This window comes from Streptomyces sp. NPDC002055, assembly GCF_040296705.1.
Lineage (GTDB): Bacteria > Actinomycetota > Actinomycetes > Streptomycetales > Streptomycetaceae > Streptomyces.
This window is the reverse complement of the sequence record NZ_JBEOXS010000005.1, coordinates 45,005-68,538: the sequence shown is the minus strand read 5'-3', so window position 1 is coordinate 68,538 and position 23,534 is coordinate 45,005. Positions and strand designations below refer to the sequence as shown.

Here is a 23,534-nt window from a genome sequence, read left to right as displayed (position 1 = left end):
GATCTCGCGGCGATGGCAGAGCAGTTGTCGGCCGCCCTGCCGCAGCCCGTCGCTCCCGCATCGCAGCCCGCCGCTCCCGCATCGCCGCCCACCCCTTCGGCATCACAGCCCGTTGCTCCGGCATCGCGGCCCGGTTCCGCCGAGCCGGACCTCGGCGCCGCGGTGTCGCAACCGCCCGCCGCCGAGCCCGCCGCCTCCGCACGCGGGCAGCTCGGCCCCCGGATGACGGTCTCCCGTACCTCCGGCATGGCGTCGGAGGGCGACGGCGGATCCCGCCGGGCGCACGTCGACGACCTCGTCCGCCGCTACACGGCCAGGACCCCCACCTCGAAGCAGCTCGCGGACCGCTACCGGCGGGTCCTCGCCGACAGCCGGGCCGTGGTCGGATTCCGCAGCAGCACCAAGGAGATGCTCTACCCCATCGCGGGCCGGCGGTCCTCCGGATCCTCGCTCGAGGACGTCGACGGCAACCGCTACGTGGACATCACCATGGGTTTCGGCACCCTGCTCTTCGGCCACGAGCCCCCGTTCGTGCGGGAGGCGGTCCGGGAACACCTCGGCCGCGGCATGCAGTTCGGTGCGCGTAACACCGAGACCGGTGAGGCCGCCGAGCTGCTCGCCGGGCTGACCGGGATGGACCGGGTGGCGTTCGCCAACTCCGGTACGGAGGCCAATGCCGCCGCGATCCGGCTGGCCCGCGCCGCCACCGGCCGCAACAGGATCGTCACCTTCCACGGTGCGTACCACGGCCATGCGGACAACGTCCTGGGCCGCTCCTCCCCGACGGCCGACGGCCGCCTCACCGTCCCCGTCTCCACCGGCATCCCGCGCAGCGCGGTGGCCGACCTGACGGTGCTCGACTACGGCCGCGACAGCAGTCTGGAGGCGATCGAGCGGCATGCCGCCGACATCGCCGCGGTCGTCGTCGAGCCGGTGCAGAGCCGCAACCCCGCCCTGCGGCCGGTCGAATTCGTCCGCCGGCTGCGCGAGGTGACCAGCCGCCACGGCATCGTGCTGCTCTTCGACGAGATGCTCACCGGCTTCCGGCCGGCCCAGCGCGGGGCGCAGGAGCTCTACGGCGTCACCCCCGACCTCGCCACCTACGGCAAACTGCTCGGCAGCGGCTTCCCGATCGGCGCCATCGCCGGCCGGCCGGACATCATGGACGGGATCGACGGCGGCTTCTGGCAGTACGGGGACGACAGCTACCCGGAGCGGGAGACGACCTTCTTCGGCGGCACCTACATCCAGCACCCGGTGTCCATGGTGGCCGCCACGGCCGTCCTCACCGAGCTCCGGCAGCAGGGCCCCGGCCTCCAGGAACGGCTCAACGCCCGCACCGACGCCCTGGCCGCCTCCCTCAACGCCTTCTTCGAGGCCGAGGAGTTCCCGCTGCGGATGCGGCACTTCGGCTCGATGTTCCGCTTCGAGCACCAGGCCGACATGGAGCTGCTCTACCACCATCTGATGCTCCGCGGTGTCTTCGTCTGGGAGTGGCGTAACTTCTTCCTCTCGACGGCCCACTCGGACGAGGACATCGAGTTCCTCGCGGACGCCGTCCGGGAGTCGCTGCGCGAACTCCGCCGGGCCGGCTTCTTCACCGGCACGGGCCGGCGGACCGCCCCCTCGACGACTCCGGCCGCGGTCGCTCCGGCCCGCGAACGCGCTCGCACCGTCGCGCTCAACACCGCGGCCGTCCGCACTGCCGCCACGGTGACCGCCGCGACCGGAACCGCCGAGACCCGGACTGCCGCGACCCGAACGGCCGACGCCGGGACTGCCGACACCAGGATTGCCGAGACCGGGACTGCCGACGGGCGGACTGCCGGCGGGCGGACCGCCGACAGGGAAAGCGCCGTTCCCGGACGTCCCGCGACCGGCGAAGCGCCCCCGCGCACCACCGACTTCAGCCTCTACTACTTCGGCGACTATCCGCAGGAGCACGCCTCCCGGCACGGCAGGTACGAGCACATTCTGCGCACCGCCCGCTACGCCGACGAGCACGGCTTCCATGCGCTGTGGATGCCCGAGCGGCACTTCCACGCCTTCGGCGGCCTCTTCCCCAACCCGGCCGTTCTCGCGTCCGCCCTCGCCCGCGAGACCAGCCGCATCCGGCTCAACGCCGGGTCCGTCGTCCTTCCGCTCCACGATCCGATCCGGGTCGCCGAGGAGTGGTCCATGGTCGACAACCTCTCCGGAGGCCGGGTCGGCATCGGCTGTGCGAGCGGCTGGCACGCCAACGACTTCGTCTTCTTCCCCGACCGGTACGGGCGCCACAAGGAGACGATGTACGAACAGGTCGCCCAGGTGCGCCGGTTGTGGCACGGCGACGCAGTGCGGCGCCGGACCGGCGACGGGGACCAGGACATACGCATCTTCCCCGCGCCCGTCCAGGACACGCCCCCGATGTTCACCGCCGTGGTCGGCAACCCGGACTCCTACCGGCTCGCCGCCCGGCACGACCTGGGCATCGTCACCAACCTCATGGCGCAGAGCGTCGAGCAGCTCGCGGAGAACATCGCGCTCTACCGCCGCACCCGCGCCGAGCACTCCCTCGACCCGGACGCGGGGAGGGTGGCGGTCCTGCTGCACACCTACCTCCACCCCGACCACACGACGGCCCGCACCGAGGCCTACGGCCCGCTGTCCCGCTACATGCGGTCCTCGCTGTCGCTCTTCGGCGGGTTCAGCAACAGCCTCGGCCACCGGGTCGATCTCGCCTCGCTCAGCGAGGACGATCTCGACACGCTGTTCCGGCGCGCCTACGGCCGCTACTGCGACCAGCGGGCCCTGATCGGCACCGCGGAGACCGCCGCCCCGGTCGTGGCGGCGGTGCGCGCCGCGGGAGCCGACGAGATCGCGTCGCTCATCGACTTCGGTGTGGCCCCCGACGCGCTGTACTCGGGCCTGGCGGAGCTGAACACCCTCCGGCGCACCGTCCAGGAGCGGGAGCGGGCGGAGCAGCGACCGGACCGGACGGAGCAGCGAGGGGGCCGGCCGGAGACCGCGGCCCGGGAGCAGGCGGTGACCGGTGCGCCGCGGCCGGCGCACCCCGCACCGCAGCCCGCTGCCGACCCCGCCGCGGGGGCCGGCCGGCCCCACGAGGACGACGCACCGCTCTCCAGCGGCCAGCAGCGCATCTGGTTCCTGGAGCGCATGCTGCCGGGCCGGACGGCCTACAACGAGGTCGCCGCGATCGACCTCGACGGCCCGCTCGACCTCGACGCCCTGCGCACCGCGCTCGACCGCCTCGTGGCCCGGCACGCGAGCCTGCGCACCGTCTTCCGGGAGACCGGCGGCGAGCCGCGTCAGATCGTGTCGCCGCCTGCCCCGGCCGACTTCGAGGTCCTCGACCGCCGGGGTGACGAGGCGGCGGTCCGCGCGGTGCTGACCGCCGAGAGCGCCCGCCGCTTCGACCTCGCACAGGGCCCGCTGTTCGTGGCCCGCCTGGTCACCACCGACGAGGACCACCACGTCCTCGTCCTCTCCATGCACCACATCGTGGTGGACGCGGCCTCGGCGACCGTCCTCGCCCGCGATCTGTCGGCCTTCTACCGGGCCGCCACGACGGGAACGCCCGACGGCCTCCCCGTCCTCACCCGCCGGTACACCGACCACGTCCGCACCCGGCTGGCGGAGCAGGACACCGCCGACGTCCGGGCGGACCTCGCCTACTGGACCAAGACCCTGAGCGGCACACTGCCCGAGACACAGCTGCCGACCCGCGGGCCCCGGCCCGCGATGATGACCTCCAACGGACGGGCCGTCTTCCGCACCCTGGACGCCGGACTCTCCGAGCGGCTGCGCGCCCTGGGCCGCGCCCACCGCAGCACCCTCTTCATGGTGCTGCTCGCCGGCTACGGGGCCATGCTGAACCGGGTCACCGGGCAGCGGGACATCATCATCGGCACCCCCGCGTCGGACCGCCCCCGCGGCACGGAGGACCTGGTCGGATTCTTCGTCAACACCCTCGCCCTGCGCCTCGACCTGAGCGGCGATCCCGACTTCGGCACCCTGCTGCGCCGGGTGCGCGGCGTGGCCCTCGACGCGTACGACCACGCATCGGTGCCGTTCGAGGACGTGGTCCGGGCCCTCGGCCCCAGCCGGGGAACGGACCGCACCCCCGTGTTCCAGGTGATGGCGGAGTTCGAGAGCGACGAGCCCTTCCGCTTCGACCTGCCCGGGGTCCGCGCCACCGCCCTGGAGGCCGGCCCTGACAAGGCCCTCACCGACCTGACGGTGTACTTCACCGACCGGGCCGAGGGCATCCGCTGCCACATCGAGTACAACACCGACCTCTTCGACGCCGCGGCGGTCGACGGGTTCTTCGACTCCTTCCACGGCATCCTCGCAGCCGCGGCCGGCGCCCCGGACACCCCGCTGTCCCGCCTCGCCGCCGACCCGCGGCCCCGCCCCGTCCCGACAGCCGACGGGGACGAGAGCCACGGCGGTGCCGTCACCGCCGAGGTCCGCACCGACTCCGGGAGCGGGAACGTCTCCGAGGGCGACCCGGTCCCCGGGGCCTGGGAGAACGGCCCGGTCCACGCGGTCGACGCGACCACCGTCCACGAGCTGGTGCTCCGCCGCGCCGCGGAGCACCCGTCCCGCACGGCCGTCGTCTCCGACGGCTTGGCCCTCAGCTACGGGCAGCTGGCGGACCGGTCCGCCCGGCTCGCCGCCGCCATCGGGGAAGCGGTGGGGGAGGCCGGGCCGGACGGCGTGGTCGCGCTGTGGCTGCCCCGCTCCCCGGATCTGATCGTCGCCATGCTCGCGGCGCTCCGGGCCGGATACGGCTATCTGGCACTGGACCCGGCGATCGGCCGGGCACGGGCCGAGTCCGTGCTCGCGGGGTCCGCGGTGCGGGCCGTGGTGAGCGACGCCACCCACACCGGCACCGCCCCGCCCGCACCACCGGCCGGCGCGGTGCTGCTCGACATCGCGGACCGGCCCCGCGGCGCCACCGCCACCAGCGCTCCGCACTCCTCGGCCGCCCCGGGCGCGGAGCCGGCGTCCGCAACGGCCTCCGGGCCGTCGGGAAGCAGCGCCGACGCACTCTGCTACGTCGTGCACACCTCAGGAACGACCGGACCGCCGAAGGGTGTTGCCGTCACCCACCACAGCGTCGTCAGCCTGTGCCAGTGGTACCGCCGCCGCTTCGGCCTCCGCCCCGGCGACCGCAGCGCGCTGGTGTGCAGCCAGAGCTTCGACGGCTCGGTCCTGGACATCTGGCCGGCCCTGACCGCCGGCGCGTCGGTCGCCGTCGCCGACGACCGGACGCGTCTCGACCCGGTCGCCCTGGCCCGCTGGTACGGGGCGTGGCAGGTCACCCACTCCTTCCTGCCGACCGCCCTGGGCGAGGCGGTGACCGGCCTCGGCCCGGACCGCCGACCGATGAGCCTGCGTCACCTGCTGGTCGGCGGGGACGCCCTGCGCAGCCGGCCGGCGGCCGGCACACCGTACGAGGTCGTCAACATCTACGGGCCGACCGAGACCACCGTGCTGTGCACCACCACGACCGTCGAGCCGGACGGGGCACCGGGCACGCCCATCCCGATCGGCCGGCCCGTCGACAACGTCCGGCTGAGTGTCCTCGGGGCCGCGGGGGAGTCCGTACCGGTGGGCACCGTCGGCGAGCTGTACGTCGGCGGGGCGGGCCTGGCACGCGGCTATCTCGGCCGCCCCGAGGAGACGCAGCGGCGCTTCGTCTCCCTGCCGGGATCGGACGGCCGCTGGTACCGCACCGGCGACCTGGTGCGCTGGACCCCGGACGGCGTCCTGGAGTTCCACGGGCGCACCGACGACCAGGTGAAGATCCGCGGCTTCCGGGTGGAGCCGGAAGAGGTCACGCGGACGCTCGCGGACGCGGCGGACGTGCGGGAGGCCGTGGTGCTCGCCCGGCGGAACGCCGCGGGCGAGGCGTATCTCGCCGCGTTCGTGGTCCCGGCCGGGCCCCCGCCGGAGACGGAGCACGAACAGCAGCGGTGCGCCGACCGGTTGGCGGACCTGCTCGCCGACCGGCTCCCCGAGTACCTGGTACCCCGCGCCTGGGTCGTACTGCCGTCGTTGCCCCTCACCGGCCACGGAAAGCTGGACCGCGCGGCCCTGCCCCCCACGCCACTGGTGACCGGGCGCCCCGGAGCGGCGGAGCACCCCGAGCCAGTGGCACCGAACGAGCCGACACCTCCGGCACCGTCACGGGACTCCCTGGAGACCCGGCTGCGGGAGCTGTGGGCCGCCGAGTTCGAGGTCGAGGTGGACGCCATCGGCCCCGACACCTCGTTCTTCGACCTCGGAGGCCACTCGATCACCGCGATCCGCCTGCTCAACAGCGTGTGGGAGGCACTGGGCACGGAGTACCCGATGGCCCGCTTCTACCAGGAGCCGACGGTACGGGCCATGGTGGCGGAGCTGGCCGGGCCGCAGGAAGCCGGACGCTCCGCGGAGCCGGAAGCACGCGTCGGAGGCCTGCTGTGACGCCGAGCGGGACCTCCACCGCCATGGTGGAGGAGGAGAGACGCAGGTCGGCGGGTGCCGGCACGCCGAACGTCGGCTCGCCGGACAGGGCGACGCACGACACCGGCACACCGGACCTCGGGACGCTGGACGGGCTGTCCCCCGAGGACCTGCTCTCCCGGCTGGGAGAGCTGGGGGTGCGCCTCGGCGCCGAGGGCGACCGGCTGCGCTACGACGCGCCGGCCGCCCTGGCCGGTCCGGCCCTCCTCGGGCTGCTCCGGCGCCACAAGCCGCACCTCCTGGCCCTGCTCACCGGTGGCAGGCCCGTCACCGGCAGCAGGCCCGTCACCGGTAGCGGGTCCGGGGCAAGCCTCTCCGGAGCAGCCGCTCCCGGGCCGGATGCGCTCGGATGGTCCGCTTCCGGGGAGACCGCCCCCGAGATCGAGACGGTCGCCCCGGCCACCCTCCAGCAGACCGGCTTCATGACCGCGCACTACAGCCACCCGATGCCGCAGGTGCTCAACGTCGCCATGCGCCTCACCCTCACCGGCGCACTGGACGTGACGGCGCTGCGCACCGCCCTCACCCGGCTCGTGGCCCGGCACGAGTCGCTCCGGCTCCGTTTCGCCCGCGGCAGTGAGGACGCCGATACGTGGCGTCAGATCGTCCTGAGCCCCCGGCCCGTACCGCTCCCGGTCGAGGACCTCACCGCCCTGGACGAGCGGGCCCGCGTGGACGCGGTGGACCGGATCGGCTCGGAACTCGCCGGCACGCCCTTCGACCCCGAAGCCGGAGTGGCGCCGGTGTTCCGGCTGCTCGCGCTGGGGGAGTCCCACTGGGTGCTGATGTTCTCCCTGCACCACTCGACCTGCGACGGCTGGGCCGTCAGCGTGCTGCTGCGGGACTTCGCCGCGCTGTACGCGGAAGCGGTGACGGGTGTGCCGCACGGTCCCGACGATCCGGCCCCGCGCTCCACGGCGTACGTGCGATGGCAGCAGGAGCACTCCCGGCTGCGCGCCGACGAGCGCAAGAAGGCCTACTGGGCACGGAAGTTGGACGGAGCCTCCTTCCGCCTGGAGCTGCCCACCGACCGGCCCCGCCCGGAGCGGTTGAGCGGCCGGGGCGACACGGTCGTCTTCACCGTTCCCGCCGCTGTCCGTGCCGGTGTGGAGGCCCTGGCCCGCCGGCGCGGCACCACACCGTTCGCCGTGACCGCCGCCGCCCTGGGAACGCTGCTCTGCCGTCTCTCGGGCCGGCCGGACGTGCTGCTCAACGTCCCCTACGCCAACCGAGAGCGCCGGGAGTTCGAGACGCTGCTGGCCTGCACGGCGTCCTCGATCCCGCTGCGGATCCGTGCGGACGGCAGTCGGTCCTTCACCGAACTGGTGGAGGAGACCGGCCGGGACGCGATGGCGGCGATCGACCACCTGATGCCGATGTGGGAGGTCGCCAAGGCGGTGCGGGAGCGAACGACGTCCGACATGCCCGACCGCATACCGGTGGGCTTCCACTACCAGAGCTCGCTGGAGCTGGAGATCGAACTGCCGGGGGTGAGCGTGGCGGTCGACGACCTCGCGGCCCCCGTGGCCCGCGCGGAGTTCGGCTTCGGCCTGATCCCCACCGGCGATGTGCTGATGGGCTACATCGGGTACTCGACCGACCTGTGGGACCACGCGCGCATGGAGCGGCTGGCCGAGTCCTACGTCCGCCTGCTCGCGGACTCCGTCCGGAGCGAGGGCGAGCTCACGGGGAGGACCGGGGACGGAGCCCCGCCGGCCGGCGCCCTCGGCGTGTCCTGACCGGAGGGTCGCGGCGATGAACGGCCGCGCCCGCGGAGGCACACCTCGCGCGGACGCGGCCGGCCCGCCGGGAGGGCCGCCGGAGTCCCCGAACCGGGCCGACGGCCCTCGGGCCGGAGAGGGCCCGGGGCACCCCTTCAGGGCCGACAGACCCTTCGGAGCAGCCCACAGCCCTCTCGGGGCCACGGATTCAGGGCCAACGGCCCACCCCGGTGCTTCGGGCCCTCAGGCCTCTTCCGGGCGCCCGAACGGTTCGACACCCACGATGCGGCGCACCCGCAGCGGCTCGATGACCACGCTCACCCGCCGCTCCTCGGGGAGCAGCCACTCGTACGGCGTCCCGAGGTACTTGTCCGCCAGCCGGTCCATGTCCCGGTCCGCCTGCTCGCCTTCGACGAAGCGGATGACGCGGCCATGGATCTGGACGCGGTCGAAGGGGTTCTCATGGTCGGCGTGGGAGAGGCACACACGCGGGTCGTGACGCAGGTTGCGTTCCTTCACCCGGCCCACCGAGGTGTTGAACCAGGGAGTGTCCCCGTCCAGTCCGACCCACATGGGGCTCACATGCGGCGATCCGTCCGGGTTCGTGGTCGCCACGAACCAGACCGCCGCCGAGGTGAGGCGCTCCCGAATGTCCTCCGTCAACTTCCGCACGTCGTACCTTTCATGATGGTGCCTACGCGGCCGTCGCCGGCCGTCCGTACCCACCCTGTCAGGTCACTTCGGAGCCGGTTGACGCGGGATCAGACGCGGAGGCGGTCCGCGGTGCCGGAGTGCTCCCTGAGGAAGTGCAGGACGAGCGGACCGGCGACGGCCCGGAACTCGTCGAAGTACGCGTGCCGCGCTCCGGCGATCAGCTCCAGCCGGGCACCCGGGATGCGCTCCGCGAGCAGGGGAGCGTTGGCGGTGGGGTTGAGGAGGTCGTCGCTTCCGTGCACGACCAGCGTGGGGGCACCGATGCCAGGGAGCGCGTCCCAGGTGTCGTGGCCGTTGCTCGCGGCCAGATGCCGACGGCGCGCGTAGGCGGGCATGGTGGGGTCACCGAGCGTGGTGCAGGGCCCAGGGTGGGCGGCCGTCCAGGCCGGGGTGTACATCAGGGCGAGCAGGGCCTGCCGGGCCGCGGGCTCCGGCCGGGCCAGTGACGCGCGCACGTCCCGGTCACGTTCGATGCCGTGCCGGCCGCCCGGTGAGGTGCAGCCGAGGACCAGTGCCCGGACCCGGTCCGGATGGTGGGCGGCGAGACACTGGGCGACCCGGCCGCCCATGGACGTGCCGTAGACGTGGGCCCGGTCGATGCCGAGGTCGTCGAGTACCGCGAGCGCGTCCCGGGCGAACCCCTCGGTGTTGTACGGCTCGTCGGGCTTGTCGCTGTCGCCGGTGCCGCGGTAGTCGAGGGTGATGGTGCGGTGGGCTCTCTCGAAGTCCTCCCGGACACCGTCCCACCAGTGGTGGGAGTTTGCCTGGCCCGCCAGGAGAACGAGCGGGTCACCGGCCCCTCGGACCTGGTAGGCGATGCGGACCCCGTCCGCGCTCACGGCGTGCGGCACAACATGTCTCCCAACAGTGCGCGTGCGTTCCCAAGTATCCCCGGATTCCCCGGTATCCCCGATTCCGCGTACCGCTGTCGGCCGGGTACGGCTCTCCGCTCCGGACCTGCGCGCGGGACTGCGGACCGCGCGCAGGTGCCAGCGGCTCGCGCTCGCCGGCAGTCCTCTGTTCCCGCGGACTTCCCGCAGACCTTCCGCGGACTTCCCGCGCGCCGGGCCGCCGCGGCCCACGTCCGGCGTGGCCTTGCGGTGGCGTAAGGTCCCTGGTCGTGACCGTGTTGCGTGGTGTCTCCGTCGTCCTCCGTCCCACCGCACCCGACGACGTTCCCGCGCTGGCCGCGATCAGGGCCACCCCCGAGGTCCGCGCCCGGTGGAGGGGCGAGGACGATCTCGGAGCGGACGTCGCGGCGGATCTGGCGGACCCCGACGTCCATCCCTTCACCGTCGAGCACGAGGGGCGCGTCGTCGGCATGATCCAGTGGTACGCGGAGGAGGAGCCCGACTACCGGCACGCGGGCATCGACATCTTCCTCGCCCCCACGGTGCACGGCAGGGGCCTCGGCTGCGACGCCGTCCGCACGCTCGCACGGCATCTCATCGACGACCACGGCCACCACCGGCTGGTCATCGACCCCGCCGCCGACAACACCGCCGCGATCCGCTGCTACGAGAAGGCCGGCTTCCGGCCGGTCGGGATCATGCGGCAGTACGAGCGCGGCACGGACGGCACCTGGCACGACGGACTCCTGATGGACCTGCTGGCCGCCGAACTGGTGCGCTGACATTCCCTGTCGAGGCAGCGTGCGGAGTCGAGACAGCGTGCGGAGCTTGCGGCTGTCCTGGTGGGCCGGCCGTCGAGTGGTCAAGCGGGAGGGGCCGGAGGCCGGGGCGAAGTCCGGATGACTGCGATGCCGACGGCCAGGGCCCAGTAGGCGACCAGGGCGGCGGTCAGGGCGGTGGTGCCCCAGCCGACCGCGCTGCAGAAGTCGGCGGCATCCCTCCCGAAGAACAGGGACGGCACGAACGCAAGGTTGACCACGGCGACTGCCTGGGCGAGCCGCCCGGTCCATGCCGGCAGTGCGCCGCCGCGGACGGTGGCAAAACCGGCGGTGGCGGCAGAACAGCGGTGAGAAGCCGGTGCCGGACCGCGCGGCGTGAGCTGCGCCTCATTGGCATGTCTGCTTCACGATGTCGTCACACAACAGTCGCATCGTGTGCACTCGGTGAGGTCATGGCCATGGCAAGCTCCTGGCCGAATGACCGTCACTTCGTGCCACCGGCCGTCCCGTTACGGCCGGCGGGTGGCGCGCCGATCAGGAGAGGACACCCCCCACAGATGTCCGTCCCTCGCAAGAACCGCTGGAAGCCGCCGATGATCGCTGCGGTCGTGCTCGCCGGCATAGCCGTGCCGACCACCGCGATAGCCACCCAGCCCGCCACCACCGACGCCCCCGCGCGGGACACCGCGGCGGGGGCGCACGCGTACGACGACACGTACTACAAGGACGCGGAGGGCAAGACGGGCGCGGAGCTGAAGAAGGCCCTCCACACCATCATCAGCAAGCAGGACAAGCTCTCCTACGACGAGGTCTGGGACGCGCTGAAGGCCACGGACGAGGACCCGAAGAACTCCTCCAACGTGATCCTGCTCTACAGCGGCCGCTCGCAGAGCAAGGAGAGCAACGGCCCCGGTGAGAACGAGTGGAACCGGGAACACGTCTGGGCCAAGTCCCACGGTGACTTCGGCACCAGCACCGGCCCCGGCACCGACCTGCACCACCTCCGCCCGGAGGACTGCACGGTCAACAGCATCCGCGGCAACAAGGACTTCGACGCCGGCGGCGACGAGGTGCCGGAGGCGAAGGGCAACCGCACCGACGACGACTCCTTCGAGCCCCGTGACGAGGTCAAGGGCGACGTCGCGCGCATGATCCTCTACATGGCCGTCCGCTACGACGGCGAGGAGAGCTTCCCGGACCTCGAGGCCAACGACCAGGTGGACAACGGCTCCAAGCCGAACATCGGCCGCCTGTCCGTCCTGAAGCAGTGGAGCAAGCAGGACGCCCCGGACGCCTTCGAGAAGAAGCGCAACGAGGTCATCTACGACAAATTCCAGCACAACCGCAACCCGTTCATCGACCACCCCGAGTGGGTCGACGACATCTGGAAGTGACCTTCCACGACAGCTGGACGTGACCTTCCGGCCGACCGGCCGACGACGGTCCCCGGGCCCCACGCGGGGCCCGGGGACCGTCCCGCATGCAGCGGGTCCCGACCGGAGAACCGGCCGTGCCGCACGGTCGGCCGACGGGCAGGCGCGCTCCACGATGTCAACCCCGGGTGATGGTGTCCGGGCCCGTGGCTCGGGCTCCGTCGGAGCAGGGCTCCCGGCGGGACGGCCCCCGGAGATGACGGGCCAGGGCGAGCGTCGCCAGCAGTGCCAGGAGCCCGCAGACGCCCCGCCACCCGGCCAGGCCGTAGGCGCGCACGCCGAGCCAGGACCCTGCGCTGCCGCCCAGATAGGCACACGTCATGTAGGCGGTGTTGAGGCTGCCGCGGGCATCGGGGCGCAGGGCGAGGAACCGGACCTGGTTGGCCACCATGCCGGCCTGCATCGCGACGTCGAGCAGCAACGTGCCGAGCACGAGCGCGGTGAGACCCACCGGTCCGCCCCCGGCCCCCGGGACGAGGACCGCGGCCGCGAGGAGAACCCCGAGCATGCAGACCAGGTTCACCGGATCGGGCCCCCGCCGGTCCACCAGGCGTCCGGCGACGGGGGTGCAGAGCATGGTCGCCGCCCCTGTCAGCGCGACCATTCCGGCCGCCGGTGCGCCCAGGCCGTAGACCGGGCCGGTGAGCAGCAGCGTCAGACACGTCCAGACCGCCGAGAAGCCGGCGAAGACCGTCGCCTGGTACCAGCAGGAACGGCGCAGCTCGGACTCGGTGCGCAGCAGGTGCAGCGGCCCGGCCAGGAGCACCGGACAGGGCCGGCGCGCCGGCGGTGCGGTGACCGGCAGCGTGCAGGCCAGGACCGCCGCAAGGATCAGCACCAGTGCCGCCGCCACCAGGTAGGGAGCGCGCCACCCCAGCCAGGCGCCGAGCGTTCCGCCGACGGTGCGGGCCAGCAGCATGCCGCCGGTGGACCCGCTCAGCAGGATGCCCAGCACCGCCCCGCGGCGGTCGGCGGCCACCAGCCCGGCCGCCAGCGGAGCGACGAGTTGCGCGGCCACGGTGGTGACCCCGATGAACGCACTGGCGGCGACGAGCGCAGGCAGAGCCGGCGCACAGCCTGCCGACAGCAGTCCCACGCCGGCGAGGGCGAGCAGGGTGACGAGGAGCGGGCGGTACGGGAGCCGGTCGCCGAGGGGCACCAGCAGAAAGATCCCTGCCGTGTAGCCGACCTGGGTCGCGGTGACCACCAGGGCGGCGGCATCGGGCGACGTGTGCAGCCCGGCGGCGACCAGCGGGACGATCGCCTGCGGGAAGTACACATTGCCCACGCCGACGGCACAGGTCAGCGCCAGGATCAGAACCATCCGTCGGCTCACCTCGGTCCACCGGCCCACCCGTGCTGTCGGAGGACGCGGTCCCGGCCTGCCCCCGCCTCGCGAGGCGCGGGGGAGAGGGCGGCGCTTCCCGGATACGGGCCTCGGCCGCAGGGGCCGGTCCGCTGTTGCTCCTCGGCGCCGTGGCCCCGTCTCCATCGCGCGGCCGGAGGGCCGGGAAGCCGGTGGGCCGCGCCTGCGCCGGCCACGGGCGGCATGACGACGGCCGTCGTCGCACGTTCTGCATGAACTGCTGGTGACATGCGGGCAGTTCATGCCACGGTCGGCGGGCTGCCAATCGATGTAGCGTACGGCTTGATGATCAGCTTCGAGCTCGGTGTGGAGGACCTCGCCGACACGCGGTTCGCGGTGTCCCCGCTGCACGAGACCGTGCTCAGCCTGCGGGTGCTGCACGATCCGGGGCTCCACGCGCTGCACCTCCCCTGGCGCAGGGAGGTTCTGGGCCGGCTCGGCACGCTCGACACCGGTCTCCTGATGTCCCTGGTCGCCGTGCGGCGTACCGTTCCCGACTTCCTGACGCCCCGTCCGGTGAGCTTCGCTCCCGCCTTCGAGGACGAACTGGCCGTCGCCGGGCGGGCCTCTCCCGGTCTGGTGCGCCGGGACCTGCTGGCCACGCACGCCCCGGGCCCGCTCCCCGGGCCCCTGCACGATGCCACGGCCGCCGACGACGCGGCCGTGGTCCGGCTCCGCGATGCCATCTGCACGGTGCTGCGGCAGTACTGGAAGCTGGCCGTCGAACCGTTGTGGCCGCAGATGCGCCTGGTACTGGAGGCCGACATGACCCATCGTGCGCGACAACTGGCCAGGGGAGGCGCACGACTGCTCTTCGCCGACATGCATCCGAACCTGCGCTGGCGGGACGGCGTACTGCACATCGACGAGATGATCGGCAGGCACCGCGTCCGGGCCTCCGGCCGGGGCCTGTTGCTCGTCCCGTCCGTCTTCGCCCACAAGCCGGCGCCGCCGGTCAGCCCGGAGGAAGCACCGACGCTGGCCTACCCCAGCCGCGGCGTGGCGACGCTCCGGACACCGGCACCCATGGCCGCTTCACCCGCTCTGGCGTCCCTCCTGGGCGCCCCCAAGGCCCGGCTTCTCGGCCTGCTGGACGAGCCACTGCCCACCGTCGAGCTCGCCCGACGCCTCGGCGTCACCCCGAGCGCGGTCTCCCAGCACCTCGGCGTCCTGCATGCCACGGGCCTCGTCACCCGCGCACGGGACGGACGCCAGGTCCTGTACCGCCGCAGCCCCCTCGGCGATGGGCTGACCGGGCGGGCCCGGCCCTCGTCGGAGGGCTCGTCGGAGGTCTCGTCGGACGGGTGAGGCCCACTCCCCGCCGTCCGGCACCGGGACCCTCGGGTCCCGCCGTCAGCCGGGGACGTGCGTACGGAGCGGCGTACCCGGGCGCCGCGCCAGGGTCAGGGTGCGGAGCAGCCACTCCACCGGCCCGTGCCGGAAGCGCCGCATCAGCCAGGCGCTCAGCAGGAGCTGGGTGGCGAACAGCGCCAGGGCGCCCGCCACGACGGCCGCTGGGCCGAGGCGGTCGTACAGCGCGAGGCCGTACCCGGTGAAGACCAGGGCCATGCACAGGGACTGGCTCAGATAGTTGGTGAGGGCCATCCGGCCGGCGGGGGCGAGGAGAGCCGTCACCCGGCGCCCCCGGGCGGTCTCCAGGAACAGGAGCATCCCGCACACATAGGCGGCGGTGAGCGCCGGCGCCGTCACCATGCCCGCGATCTGCCCGGGCAGCACCCAGCGGTCGCCGAACGCACCGCCGTCCGCCAGCGCCATGAACAGGCTCCCGGGCAGCCCGACCAGTGCTCCGGTCAGGCAGATGCGCCGCATCCGGTCGCGGTGGAGCCCCGCGTCGTCGAGCAGGCGCCGCTTGCCGCAGTGGAGCCCCACCAGGAAGGCGGCCATCACCAGGCCGCCCATCAGCAGGAGAGCGAACAGGGAATCGGGCAGCTGGCCGATGTTGGTGTGCACCACCGAGAGGGCGTCCCCCCGGTATCCGGCGATCAGTTCGCGGGACTCCGCGGCCAGTTCGGCGTCCCACGCCGCACTCTCGCCGTCCGGCACGAGCAGCGAGACCGCTCCCAGGAACAGCAGAAAACCGCTCGCACAGCCGTAGACGATCTTCGCGGCGCGCAGAGCGCCCCCGGGTGAGCAGTGACGGGCGGCGATCAGGACGAGCAGCAGCAGGCCGTACGTCACGAGGATGTCCCCGACGTAGAGGAACACGGCGTGCACGGCCCCGAGCGCGACGAGGCCCGCCGCACGGCGCAGCAGCCGGGGGACGGCACGGGCGCCGTCCCGTTCGGCCGAACTCTGCTGGAGCGTGAAGCTGTACCCGAAGATGAACGAGAACAGCAGGTAGAACTTGCCGACGAAGACCGCCTGGACGACTGCTTCGACCGCCCGGTCGAGCGCCGACGCATCGGGTCTGCCGAAGCCCGCGGAGCCGTACGGGCTCGCCATCACCGACGCGTTGACGAGCAGAATGCCCAGGAGCGCGATCCCGCGCAACGCGTCGAGCTCCGAGATGCGGCGCTGCCGGGCCTGTTGTGTGTGCACAACGGTGGTGGCCACCGTTCCCCCCAGTGGTCGGAGCCGACGTTCCCCGTGGCTGTCGTGATCGTGCCAACAGCCTCCCAGCTCCCACCACCGGAAAGATCACACCGCAGGACGAGCCCCGCTCAGACTCCAGAAGGAGGATCCGTCGGTGCGTTCGTGCGCCACGCGCTTGCGAGTCGGCGACACATGGGCCCCGCCGGGCGGCGACACCACCGGTCCGCCCCGCATACTTCCCGCCGCCCGGACGACGAGAAGTGCCGCGGGCCGGTGGCCCGATGACGCCGGACCACAGCGGTGCGGCGACGGTGCAGCAGGGGCGGCAGGATTCGAACCTGCGACATGCGAGTTTGGAGTCCGCTGCTCTGCCCGGACTGAGCTACGCCCCTTCGGTGGTCATCAGCTTGGCACGGTGAGCACCGCGGGGCCACGGAGTTTTCGGCGGGCCGCGCTCCGGGGCGGGGCCCGTCCTCCGGCGGATCAAGGGCGGGCCGGCCGCACCCCGACGTCGCGGCAGCGGACCGGGTGCGGCCGCGGCCCGACTGATCGATTCATCGGTACGACAAGCCTGTCATCACGACTTCCGGGAAAGCGTTGACTCCCCCTGGCCGCCCCGCGAGCATCTGCATTCCAGGCAATGTCTCGGAATTGATGACATGGGGGAATTCTCATGAAGCGAGCACTGGGCATCCTGCTGGCCGCCATCGCGCTCTCGGCCGGTACCGCGACTCCGGGTGCGGCGGAGCCGCGGACGGCCGCCGTCGACACCGCCGTCGCCTGCGGCTCCGGCATGGTCTGCATCTACCCGAACACCAACTACCGCGGTGTTCCCTACGTCCGGCGCGCGGCCGACGGAGGCGCACGCTTCCACGACAAGCCCATCAACGACCACACCTACTCCGTCATCAACAACTCCGGCCGCACCGCGCGGATCTACCGGAACAGCCTGTACGGCGGCTCCCACACCTGCATCCGCCCCGGCGGCCGGATCGCCGATCTGCAGGGCTACTCCGTCGGCCGCTGGGGCTCGTCCATGCGCATCAACGACAACAACTGCGGCTAGACCCCGTCGCCCAGGGGCGGATCCCGGTCGTGGGCTTCGAACCGGACCGACTGCCGTGAGTGCCACGCGGCCGAGTGCGGAACCGGCCGCCTGGGACGCGACAGGGCGGCGGCGACGAGATGCGACAGGCCCGCTGTCCGCCACGAGGTGACCGTCCGCCACGAGATGACCGTGCCCGCCACGAGGTGACCGTGCCGGTCGCCGTCCTCCATGAGTGACGGTGACCGGCGCTTCACATGTTCCCGCCCGCCTTCTTTCCCGCCCGTTGCGGAGTCGGCCGCTCGCGCCCCCAGGCGGCCAACGGCTGGAGAGCGTCGTTGAGGCGTGTGCCGTCCTCGGTCAGCGAGTACTCGACGCGGGGCGGCACCTCGTCGTAGGAGACACGGTGCACGACGCCGTCCGCTTCCATCTCGCGCAGGTGGGAGGCGAGCACCTTCTCGGTGATTCCCGGAAGCAATCGGCGCAGCTCGCCGAAGCGGCGGCCGGGGTGCTCGTGGAGCGCCCAGAGGATCAGTACCTTCCACTTGCCACCGATCACCTCCATCGCGGTGTCGATCCCGCAGACGTGTCCGTCCGGTGCGCCCGGCCGGTTCAGTGTCGTCATGCCTCCCCCTTCTGAGCTGCTCGCTCACCCCGGGGTAACCACCCACTCCGAAGTGCGTACTTGATCACCGCCGGGCCAGTGACCAGCCTAATTCGCATGACACGGAACACTGCTGACAAGACCTCCATCACCCTGCTGGGCCTCGGCGCGATGGGCACCGCTCTGGCCCGCACCTGGCTTGCCGCCGGGCACCCGCTCACCGTCTGGAACCGCACCCCGGCCCGCGCCGCGGCCCTCGCGGCCGAGGGCGCGAGAGCCGCGGACAGTGCCGCCGAGGCAGTCGCGGCCAACACCCTGGTCGTGGTCTGTCTGCTGGACGACGCCTCGGTCGAAGAGACGCTGGCCGGTATCGATCCGGCCGGCCGGGATCTGGTCAACCTGACCACCAGCACCCCTGCCCAGGCCCGGGCCCGCGCTGAGTGGGCCCGTGAACGCGGCGCCCGCTACCTGGACGGCGGGATCATGGCGGTCCCGCCGATGATCGGTGTCCCGGAGGCCGGCGGCTATGTGTTCTACAGCGGCTCGCGGGAGCTGTTCGAGCAGCACCAGGAGACGCTGGGCACCCCGGCCGGCACCACCTATGTCGGCCGGGACGCGGGCTTCGCGGCCCTGTACGACGTGGCCCTGCTGAGCGCCATGTACGGAATGTTCGCCGGGGCCGCGCACGCCTACGCCCTGATCCGCAAGGAGGACATCGACCCGACGTCCCTCGCCCCGCTGCTCGCCGACTGGCTCGTCGCGATGGCCCCGTCGGTTCACCAGACCGCCGACCGGCTGCGGAGCGGCGACTACACCAAGGGGGTCGCCTCCCCTCTCGCCATGCAGGTGGCCGGCGCGCAGACCTTCCTGAGCACCGCTGAGCAGCAGGGTGTCAGTCCGGAACTGCTCAGCCCCTACTTCGAGCTGATGCGCCGCCGACTGGCCGAGGGCAGTGGCGAGGAGGACCTGACAGGCGTGATCGACCTGCTGGTGCGCTGACCGGCCGCTTCCTCCGCGGACCGTGTGCCGGTCGCAACGTCGATGAGCGGCTGTGGCCGGAACCTGTACAACACCCACCGGATCCATGCACCTTGACCAGGGCTGTGTGCGGGTCCTCGGCCACACCTCGTAGAGTCGGGGCATGGCATTCATGAGCGTTCCGCACTACTGCTTCCTGTGATCGGGAGGCCTTGAGGGCGATGCCGGACGGCATCGCCCTCCTCGGTGTGCCTGCCGCGCGAACCGCGCCCCCGGTCCGTCCATGCCGCGGACCGGACGCCGCCCCGTCCCCTCCCGGGACGGGGCCTGCCGGGTGCGCGTGCGGGCACGGTCCTTCCCTCACCGTTGCCAGGAGTGCTGATCGCCCGTGTTGCTTCCCCCTGCCGTCGAACCCTTCCTCGCCCTGCTGCGCTGCCCTCCGTGCGGGGCCCGCCTCCGCTCCGGCCCCGGCGCGCTGCGCTGCCCGGCGGGTCACACCTTCGACATCGCCCGCCACGGCTATGTGAGCCTGCTGACGGGCACCCGCGCCACCAGCGGCGACGATGCGGCCATGGCCCGAGCCCGGGACCGGTTCCTGGCCACCGGCCGGTACGGGCCCATCCGTCGGGTCGTGGCGCGCCTGGCCGCCGACGCCGTGCCCGGGCAGGGCACCGTCGTGGACGTCGGGTGCGGTACGGGCTACTACCTGGCCGACGTGCTCGAGCGGCTGCCCGGCGCCCGCGGTCTGGGGCTGGACACCTCGGTGCGCGCCCTGCGCACGGCGGCCCGGTCCCATCCCCGAGCAGCCGCGGCGACCTGGGACGTCTTCCGTCCCTTCCCGCTGGCCGACGGAGTGGCCGATGTCGTGCTGGACGTGTTCGCCCCGCGCAACCCGTCCGAGTTCCACCGGGTGCTGCGCCCGGGCGGCCGGCTGGTCGTGGTGCGTCCCACCGGGCGGCACCTGACCGAACTCCGCAGGTGGATACCGGGAATGGTCGCGATCGACCCGGCCAAGGAACAGCGACTGCACCACGCGCTGGCCCCGTACTTCGACGCCGCCGGTACCGAACACGTCGAGTACGCCACGCCCTTGACAGCGCCGGAAGCCCTCGACCTGGTGGCGATGACGCCGAGCGCGCGCCATCCGACCAGGGCGGAGCCGGTGGACGACGGTCTCCTTCCCGACCGGGTGACCGTCTCCGTACTGGCCACCGCCTACCGGCCCAGGGGGCAGCACCAGGCTCCCACCGGAGGCCACCGCTCACCACTCGGAGCGTCGGCAGAGCCCGCTCGCTGAGCGGAACGGAGCCCCGGCCCTCGCCCGGCGGGCCGGGGCTCCGGCCGCTCGCCGCTGGGGCCCCGGCCTGCGATGCCGTGACGATGCCGCGCGGACTAGCCGATCGGCGGCGGGCCGATACCGTGGAGGAGAAGTTCGGCGGACGGCCGGGAAGCGCTCGGGAGGTGGGCGTTGGCGAACACGGACGAGTCCCCGGTGCGGCTGTCGCACCTGCGGCCGGCCGAGCTCCTGGACGAACTCCGGGCCGGCCCGGCCGTTGCGGACGGCGCCCGCGACCGGGTGCATCACCTGCTCGAGGCGGTGCTCTCGGTGGGGCGGGAACTGGACCTCGAGCACGTGCTGCGCCGGATCGTGGAGGCGGCCGTCGCGCTGGTCGACGCCCGGTACGGAGCGCTCGGCGTCATCGGGCCCGACGGCAGGAGCCTGGGCCAGTTCCTCACCGTGGGGCTCACCGAGGAACAGGCCGTCGGGATCGGGCCGCACCCGTCCGGTCACGGCATCCTGGGCGAGCTGATCCGGTATCCGGAGCCGCTGCGCCTCTCCGCCATCCCGGACCACCCGGCCTCGTACGGCTTTCCGCCGAACCACCCGCCCATGCACTCCTTCATGGGGGTACCGATCCGGGTGCGGGAGCAGGTCTTCGGCAACCTCTACCTGACGGAGAAGGCCGGCGGTGCCGCCTTCGACGACGAGGACGAGGCCGTCCTGTCCACACTGGCCGTGGCCGCCGGGGTGGCCATCGACAACGCCCGGCTCTACGAGGAGTCCACGCTGCGGGAGCGGTGGCTGCGGGCGACCGCCGAGGTCACCACCAGCCTGATGTCCGGGAGCCCGGCAGCGGACGTGACCGGCCGGGTGGCGGTGCTCGCCAAGGAGATCACGGGCGCCGCCCTCGCGCTCATCGCCGTCCCGGTGCCTGGGGAGGACTCCTTGACCGTCGAATGCGCCGTGGGGGAACAGGCCGACGCCCACCTGGGTCTGGTGATTCCGGTGGAGGGCGGGCTCCTCGGGCTCGCCTGCACCACGGGTGAGCCGGTGCTCAGCCCCGACGTCGGCAGGGACCCACGGATCCGCGCGGGCCCGCCCCGCTACAGGGGGCTGGGGCCCGCGGTGGCACTGCCCATCAGGACCGGCGACAGCGTCCGCAGCGTCCTCATGGTGATCCGGGACCGTGCCGGGCCGGAGTTCTCCGAGCAGGAGATCCAACCGCTGGTCGGCTTCGCGGGCCAGGCCGCACTCGCCATGGAGCTGACCGAACGCCGGAGCGCCGCGGAGCAGGTGGCGCTCCTCGAGGACCGGGACCGGATCGCCCGCGACCTGCACGACCTGGCCATTCAACGGCTCTTCGCCACCGGCATGACGCTGCAGAGCGCCGCCCGGCTCGTCGAACACGCCGGCGCCGCGGAGCGCGTCCAGCGCGCCGTCGGCGACCTGGACGAGACCATAAAGATCATTCGCTCGACGATCTTCGGGTTGCGGGCCCGGGAAACCGCGCTCCGGAACGGGCTGCGCACCAGGGCGGTCCGGACGGTGGAGGAGTCCGCCGCCGCGCTCGACTTCGCACCGAGCCTCCGCATGGAGGGGCTGCTGGACACCGAGGTGCCCCGGGAGGTGGCCGACGACGCCGTGGCGGTCCTGGCCGAAGCCCTGACCAACGTGGCCCGGCACGCCCGTGCGAACCGTGCGGCCGTGGCTGTCGAGCATGTGGACGGCTTCCTGACGGTCAGTGTGGCGGACGACGGCGTCGGCGTCCCCGGGGCCGGTCATCGCCGCAGTGGCCTGCGCAATCTGGAGCAACGGGCCGCACACTGCGGCGGGGAGCTGACGCTGTCCACCCCGCCCGACGGGGGCACCCTGCTGACCTGGCGGGTGCCGCTCCCGCCGGGCGACGACGGGCGACTGACGGGCGACACGGCACCGAACCGGCACGGAGAGGCCGGAGCGGAGAGACCGGCACGAGCGACCGAGGCTGACCGAGGCTGACCGAGGCGGAGCTGACCGAGACGCAGCGACCGGCACCGGGGGACCGGGGCGGATCCGCCCAGGGAGACCGGCCCGGGTCTCCGGTACGGGCAGGGGAGACGGAACGCGCACCGGCGCCCGGTGTGGAGGGGCCCGGCGGACCGGCCCGAAGGTGTGCAGCACAGCGGCGGACCGGCCCCGTCGGGCGGCGCCGCGGCGCGTCATCCATGGCGGTGACGCTCTCGCCGGTACCCGGCGGCCCGGTCGCCGGGCGGCCGGGCCACGGTCCGGGACGCGTTCCGGACGCGGTGCTCGATGCCGAGCTTCGTCAGGATCCGGACGACGTCGCCGCGGACCGTCCCTTCCGGCAGCCCGAGTGCACGCCCGATCCGCCGGTCCGTCAGGCCGTCGCCCACCAGCGTCAGCACCTGCTGCTCCCGGTCCGTCAGGGTGGCGCCCCGGCCGTCGTGGGACCGCGCGTCGCTCTCGTCCGGGCTCCGCAGGCCCGCCAGGAGCCGCCGGACGGCCGATGGGTCCAGCAGCGGACGTCCCGCTGCCACGGTGCGGATGGCCGCCACGAGGCCGGAGCCCCTCAGCCGGCGCGGGACGTATCCCGCGGCCCCGGCCATGACCGCGTCCAGCAGCGCATCGTCCTCGTCGAACGACGTGAGCATCAGGCACGCCAGTTCGGGGCGGCCGGAACGCAGGGCGCGGCACACCGGGATGCCGTGCCCGTCGGCGAACCGGACATCCACCACCACGACGTCCGGCCGCAGCGCCACCCCCTCGGACAACGCACCGCCGATGCCGCCTGCCGCACCGACGACGGCGATGTCGCTCTCGGGCTCCAGCAGGTCGCGGATGCCGCGCAGCACGACCGCCTGCCCGTCCAGGAGGAAGACCCGGACGGGGCCCTCAGCGCGGTCCGCGGTCGTCCGTTCCACGGAACTCCTCCGGTCGGTACTGCCGGTCCCCGCCGGCCCATCCACAGCCCCGTCGCCGGTGGACGGCCGGGCCGTAGGGCGCCCACGACGACCGCCGATGGACACCCCGTGTGCCGCGGCGCCCGGTGGGGGAGTTCATCGCCCGCGCGGCCGGAGCCGGCTCAGGGGTGGTACCGCCGGGACCACTGCGGTTCGAACGTCTCCCACTCGTGCTCCCACCGGGCGTACCGGCTGCGGTCGAGGAGCCGGCGCATGACCGCCCGGGCGCCGAACCCCCAGGCGGTCACCAGCCCCGCCGTGAGGAAGCCCGCCGCCCAACCGGTCGCCACCGCCGCCTTCTCGGGCATGGGCGCCGTGGTGACCGATCCGGTGCGGTCGACCCAGATCCGCACCGTGGAGCCCTTGGCCGTGCCGGGCGCGACCGCGGCCGTCCCGGACCGCTGCGCCCCGTTCCCCTCGGTCCAGCGCACCGCGGCCCGGCTGGTTCCGTCGGTGTCGGTCTGTGCCATGACCTCGGCGTCCGCGGTCAGCCGGGCCTGCACCCGGTGCCGTTCCGCCGCCTGCGCCCGCACGGTGTGCATCTCGGATGCGTGGGCGACCCGCCCGACCGCCAAAGAGGCGGTCGGCACGCCCGCGAAGAGCAGGGCGACCAGCGCGGCGGAGCACCACGATTCGACCCGGTCGGCCCTGCGCACCAGGGGATTCCTGCCGTTCGCGGGCTCGGAGCGATGCGGGTCGCTTCCGCCGTCCGGGTCTCGCACCGCCATGGCCGGC

Annotated in this window: 17 protein-coding genes and 1 tRNA gene; 9 read left to right on the top strand and 9 right to left on the bottom strand. The window is 73.2% G+C overall.

Features of this window, described 5'->3' with window-relative positions; translation table 11 throughout:
* The first annotated feature begins 24 nt into the window (after positions 1 to 24).
* Together ABT112_RS04015 and ABT112_RS04010 are read left to right on the top strand one after the other, a co-directional pair.
* On the top strand, positions 25 to 6,474 hold the full coding sequence (locus tag ABT112_RS04015) for a MupA/Atu3671 family FMN-dependent luciferase-like monooxygenase (protein ID WP_502975240.1): 6,450 nt from the start codon (positions 25 to 27) through the stop codon (positions 6,472 to 6,474).
* Positions 6,471 to 8,252: a condensation domain-containing protein gene (locus tag ABT112_RS04010; protein WP_351505268.1), complete on the top strand. Its 1,782-nt coding sequence runs from the start codon at positions 6,471 to 6,473 to the stop codon at positions 8,250 to 8,252. Before ABT112_RS04015 ends, ABT112_RS04010 begins: the two co-directional genes overlap by 4 nt.
* 225 nt (positions 8,253 to 8,477) lie before the next feature.
* Here ABT112_RS04010 and ABT112_RS04005 read toward each other — a convergent pair whose 3' ends face one another.
* Both ABT112_RS04005 and ABT112_RS04000 read right to left on the bottom strand, forming a co-directional pair.
* Positions 8,478 to 8,906, bottom strand: a complete 429-nt coding sequence (locus ABT112_RS04005) for a PPOX class F420-dependent oxidoreductase (RefSeq protein ID WP_351505266.1) — start codon at positions 8,904 to 8,906, stop codon at positions 8,478 to 8,480.
* Between the two features lie 89 nt (positions 8,907 to 8,995).
* Positions 8,996 to 9,799, bottom strand: coding sequence for an alpha/beta fold hydrolase (locus ABT112_RS04000; RefSeq protein WP_351505264.1), 804 nt, complete (start codon positions 9,797 to 9,799; stop codon positions 8,996 to 8,998).
* 275 nt (positions 9,800 to 10,074) lie between these two features.
* Between ABT112_RS04000 and ABT112_RS03995 the strand changes: the two genes are divergently transcribed.
* Positions 10,075 to 10,581: a GNAT family N-acetyltransferase gene (locus ABT112_RS03995; RefSeq protein WP_502975239.1), complete on the top strand. Its 507-nt coding sequence runs from the start codon at positions 10,075 to 10,077 to the stop codon at positions 10,579 to 10,581.
* Positions 10,582 to 10,661: 80 nt separating this feature from the next.
* Here the strand turns inward: ABT112_RS03995 and ABT112_RS03990 are convergent, their stop codons facing one another.
* Positions 10,662 to 10,838, bottom strand: coding sequence for a hypothetical protein (locus tag ABT112_RS03990; protein ID WP_351505262.1), 177 nt, complete (start codon positions 10,836 to 10,838; stop codon positions 10,662 to 10,664).
* A gap of 297 nt (positions 10,839 to 11,135) precedes the next feature.
* On the opposite strand from ABT112_RS03990, the gene ABT112_RS03985 reads away from it, so the two are divergent.
* Positions 11,136 to 11,972: an endonuclease I family protein gene (locus ABT112_RS03985; RefSeq protein WP_351505260.1), complete on the top strand. Its 837-nt coding sequence runs from the start codon at positions 11,136 to 11,138 to the stop codon at positions 11,970 to 11,972.
* A gap of 157 nt (positions 11,973 to 12,129) precedes the next feature.
* On the opposite strand, the gene ABT112_RS03980 is transcribed toward ABT112_RS03985, so the two are convergent.
* On the bottom strand, positions 12,130 to 13,335 hold the full coding sequence (locus ABT112_RS03980; protein ID WP_351505258.1) for an MFS transporter: 1,206 nt from the start codon (positions 13,333 to 13,335) through the stop codon (positions 12,130 to 12,132).
* Between the two features lie 327 nt (positions 13,336 to 13,662).
* Between ABT112_RS03980 and ABT112_RS03975 the strand changes: the two genes are divergently transcribed.
* A complete protein-coding gene (locus ABT112_RS03975) occupies positions 13,663 to 14,685 on the top strand; it encodes an ArsR/SmtB family transcription factor (protein WP_351505256.1) in 1,023 nt (340 codons plus the stop codon).
* A 45-nt stretch (positions 14,686 to 14,730) separates the two neighbouring features.
* Here ABT112_RS03975 and ABT112_RS03970 read toward each other — a convergent pair whose 3' ends face one another.
* Entirely contained in the window at positions 14,731 to 15,951 is a 1,221-nt protein-coding gene (locus ABT112_RS03970) for a DUF418 domain-containing protein (RefSeq protein ID WP_351505255.1), read from the bottom strand.
* Between the two features lie 296 nt (positions 15,952 to 16,247).
* Positions 16,248 to 16,322, bottom strand: a tRNA-Trp gene (locus ABT112_RS03965).
* Positions 16,323 to 16,603: 281 nt separating this feature from the next.
* On the opposite strand from ABT112_RS03965, the gene ABT112_RS03960 reads away from it, so the two are divergent.
* The gene (locus ABT112_RS03960; protein ID WP_351505253.1) at positions 16,604 to 16,996 is read left to right on the top strand and encodes a peptidase inhibitor family I36 protein; all 393 of its coding nucleotides are present in this window, start codon (positions 16,604 to 16,606) and stop codon (positions 16,994 to 16,996) included.
* Positions 16,997 to 17,228: 232 nt separating this feature from the next.
* Here ABT112_RS03960 and ABT112_RS03955 read toward each other — a convergent pair whose 3' ends face one another.
* Complete coding sequence (locus ABT112_RS03955; protein ID WP_351505251.1) at positions 17,229 to 17,600, bottom strand: winged helix-turn-helix transcriptional regulator; 372 nt, start codon at positions 17,598 to 17,600, stop codon at positions 17,229 to 17,231.
* A gap of 96 nt (positions 17,601 to 17,696) precedes the next feature.
* On the opposite strand from ABT112_RS03955, the gene ABT112_RS03950 reads away from it, so the two are divergent.
* The 3 genes from ABT112_RS03950 to ABT112_RS03940 all read left to right on the top strand — a co-directional run bounded on the left by ABT112_RS03950 (position 17,697) and on the right by ABT112_RS03940 (position 21,837).
* Complete coding sequence (locus tag ABT112_RS03950; protein ID WP_351505249.1) at positions 17,697 to 18,578, top strand: NAD(P)-dependent oxidoreductase; 882 nt, start codon at positions 17,697 to 17,699, stop codon at positions 18,576 to 18,578.
* 367 nt (positions 18,579 to 18,945) lie between these two features.
* Positions 18,946 to 19,854, top strand: a complete 909-nt coding sequence (locus ABT112_RS03945; protein ID WP_351505247.1) for a putative RNA methyltransferase — start codon at positions 18,946 to 18,948, stop codon at positions 19,852 to 19,854.
* Positions 19,855 to 20,025: 171 nt separating this feature from the next.
* Positions 20,026 to 21,837: a sensor histidine kinase gene (locus tag ABT112_RS03940; protein ID WP_351505245.1), complete on the top strand. Its 1,812-nt coding sequence runs from the start codon at positions 20,026 to 20,028 to the stop codon at positions 21,835 to 21,837.
* Positions 21,838 to 22,037: 200 nt separating this feature from the next.
* Here ABT112_RS03940 and ABT112_RS03935 read toward each other — a convergent pair whose 3' ends face one another.
* Together ABT112_RS03935 and ABT112_RS03930 are read right to left on the bottom strand one after the other, a co-directional pair.
* Complete coding sequence (locus ABT112_RS03935) at positions 22,038 to 22,760, bottom strand: response regulator (RefSeq protein ID WP_351505243.1); 723 nt, start codon at positions 22,758 to 22,760, stop codon at positions 22,038 to 22,040.
* A 161-nt stretch (positions 22,761 to 22,921) separates the two neighbouring features.
* Positions 22,922 to 23,527 (bottom strand): Rv1733c family protein, encoded by a 606-nt coding sequence (locus tag ABT112_RS03930; RefSeq protein WP_351505241.1) that lies wholly within the window; start codon positions 23,525 to 23,527, stop codon positions 22,922 to 22,924.
* Positions 23,528 to 23,534 lie beyond the last annotated feature (7 nt).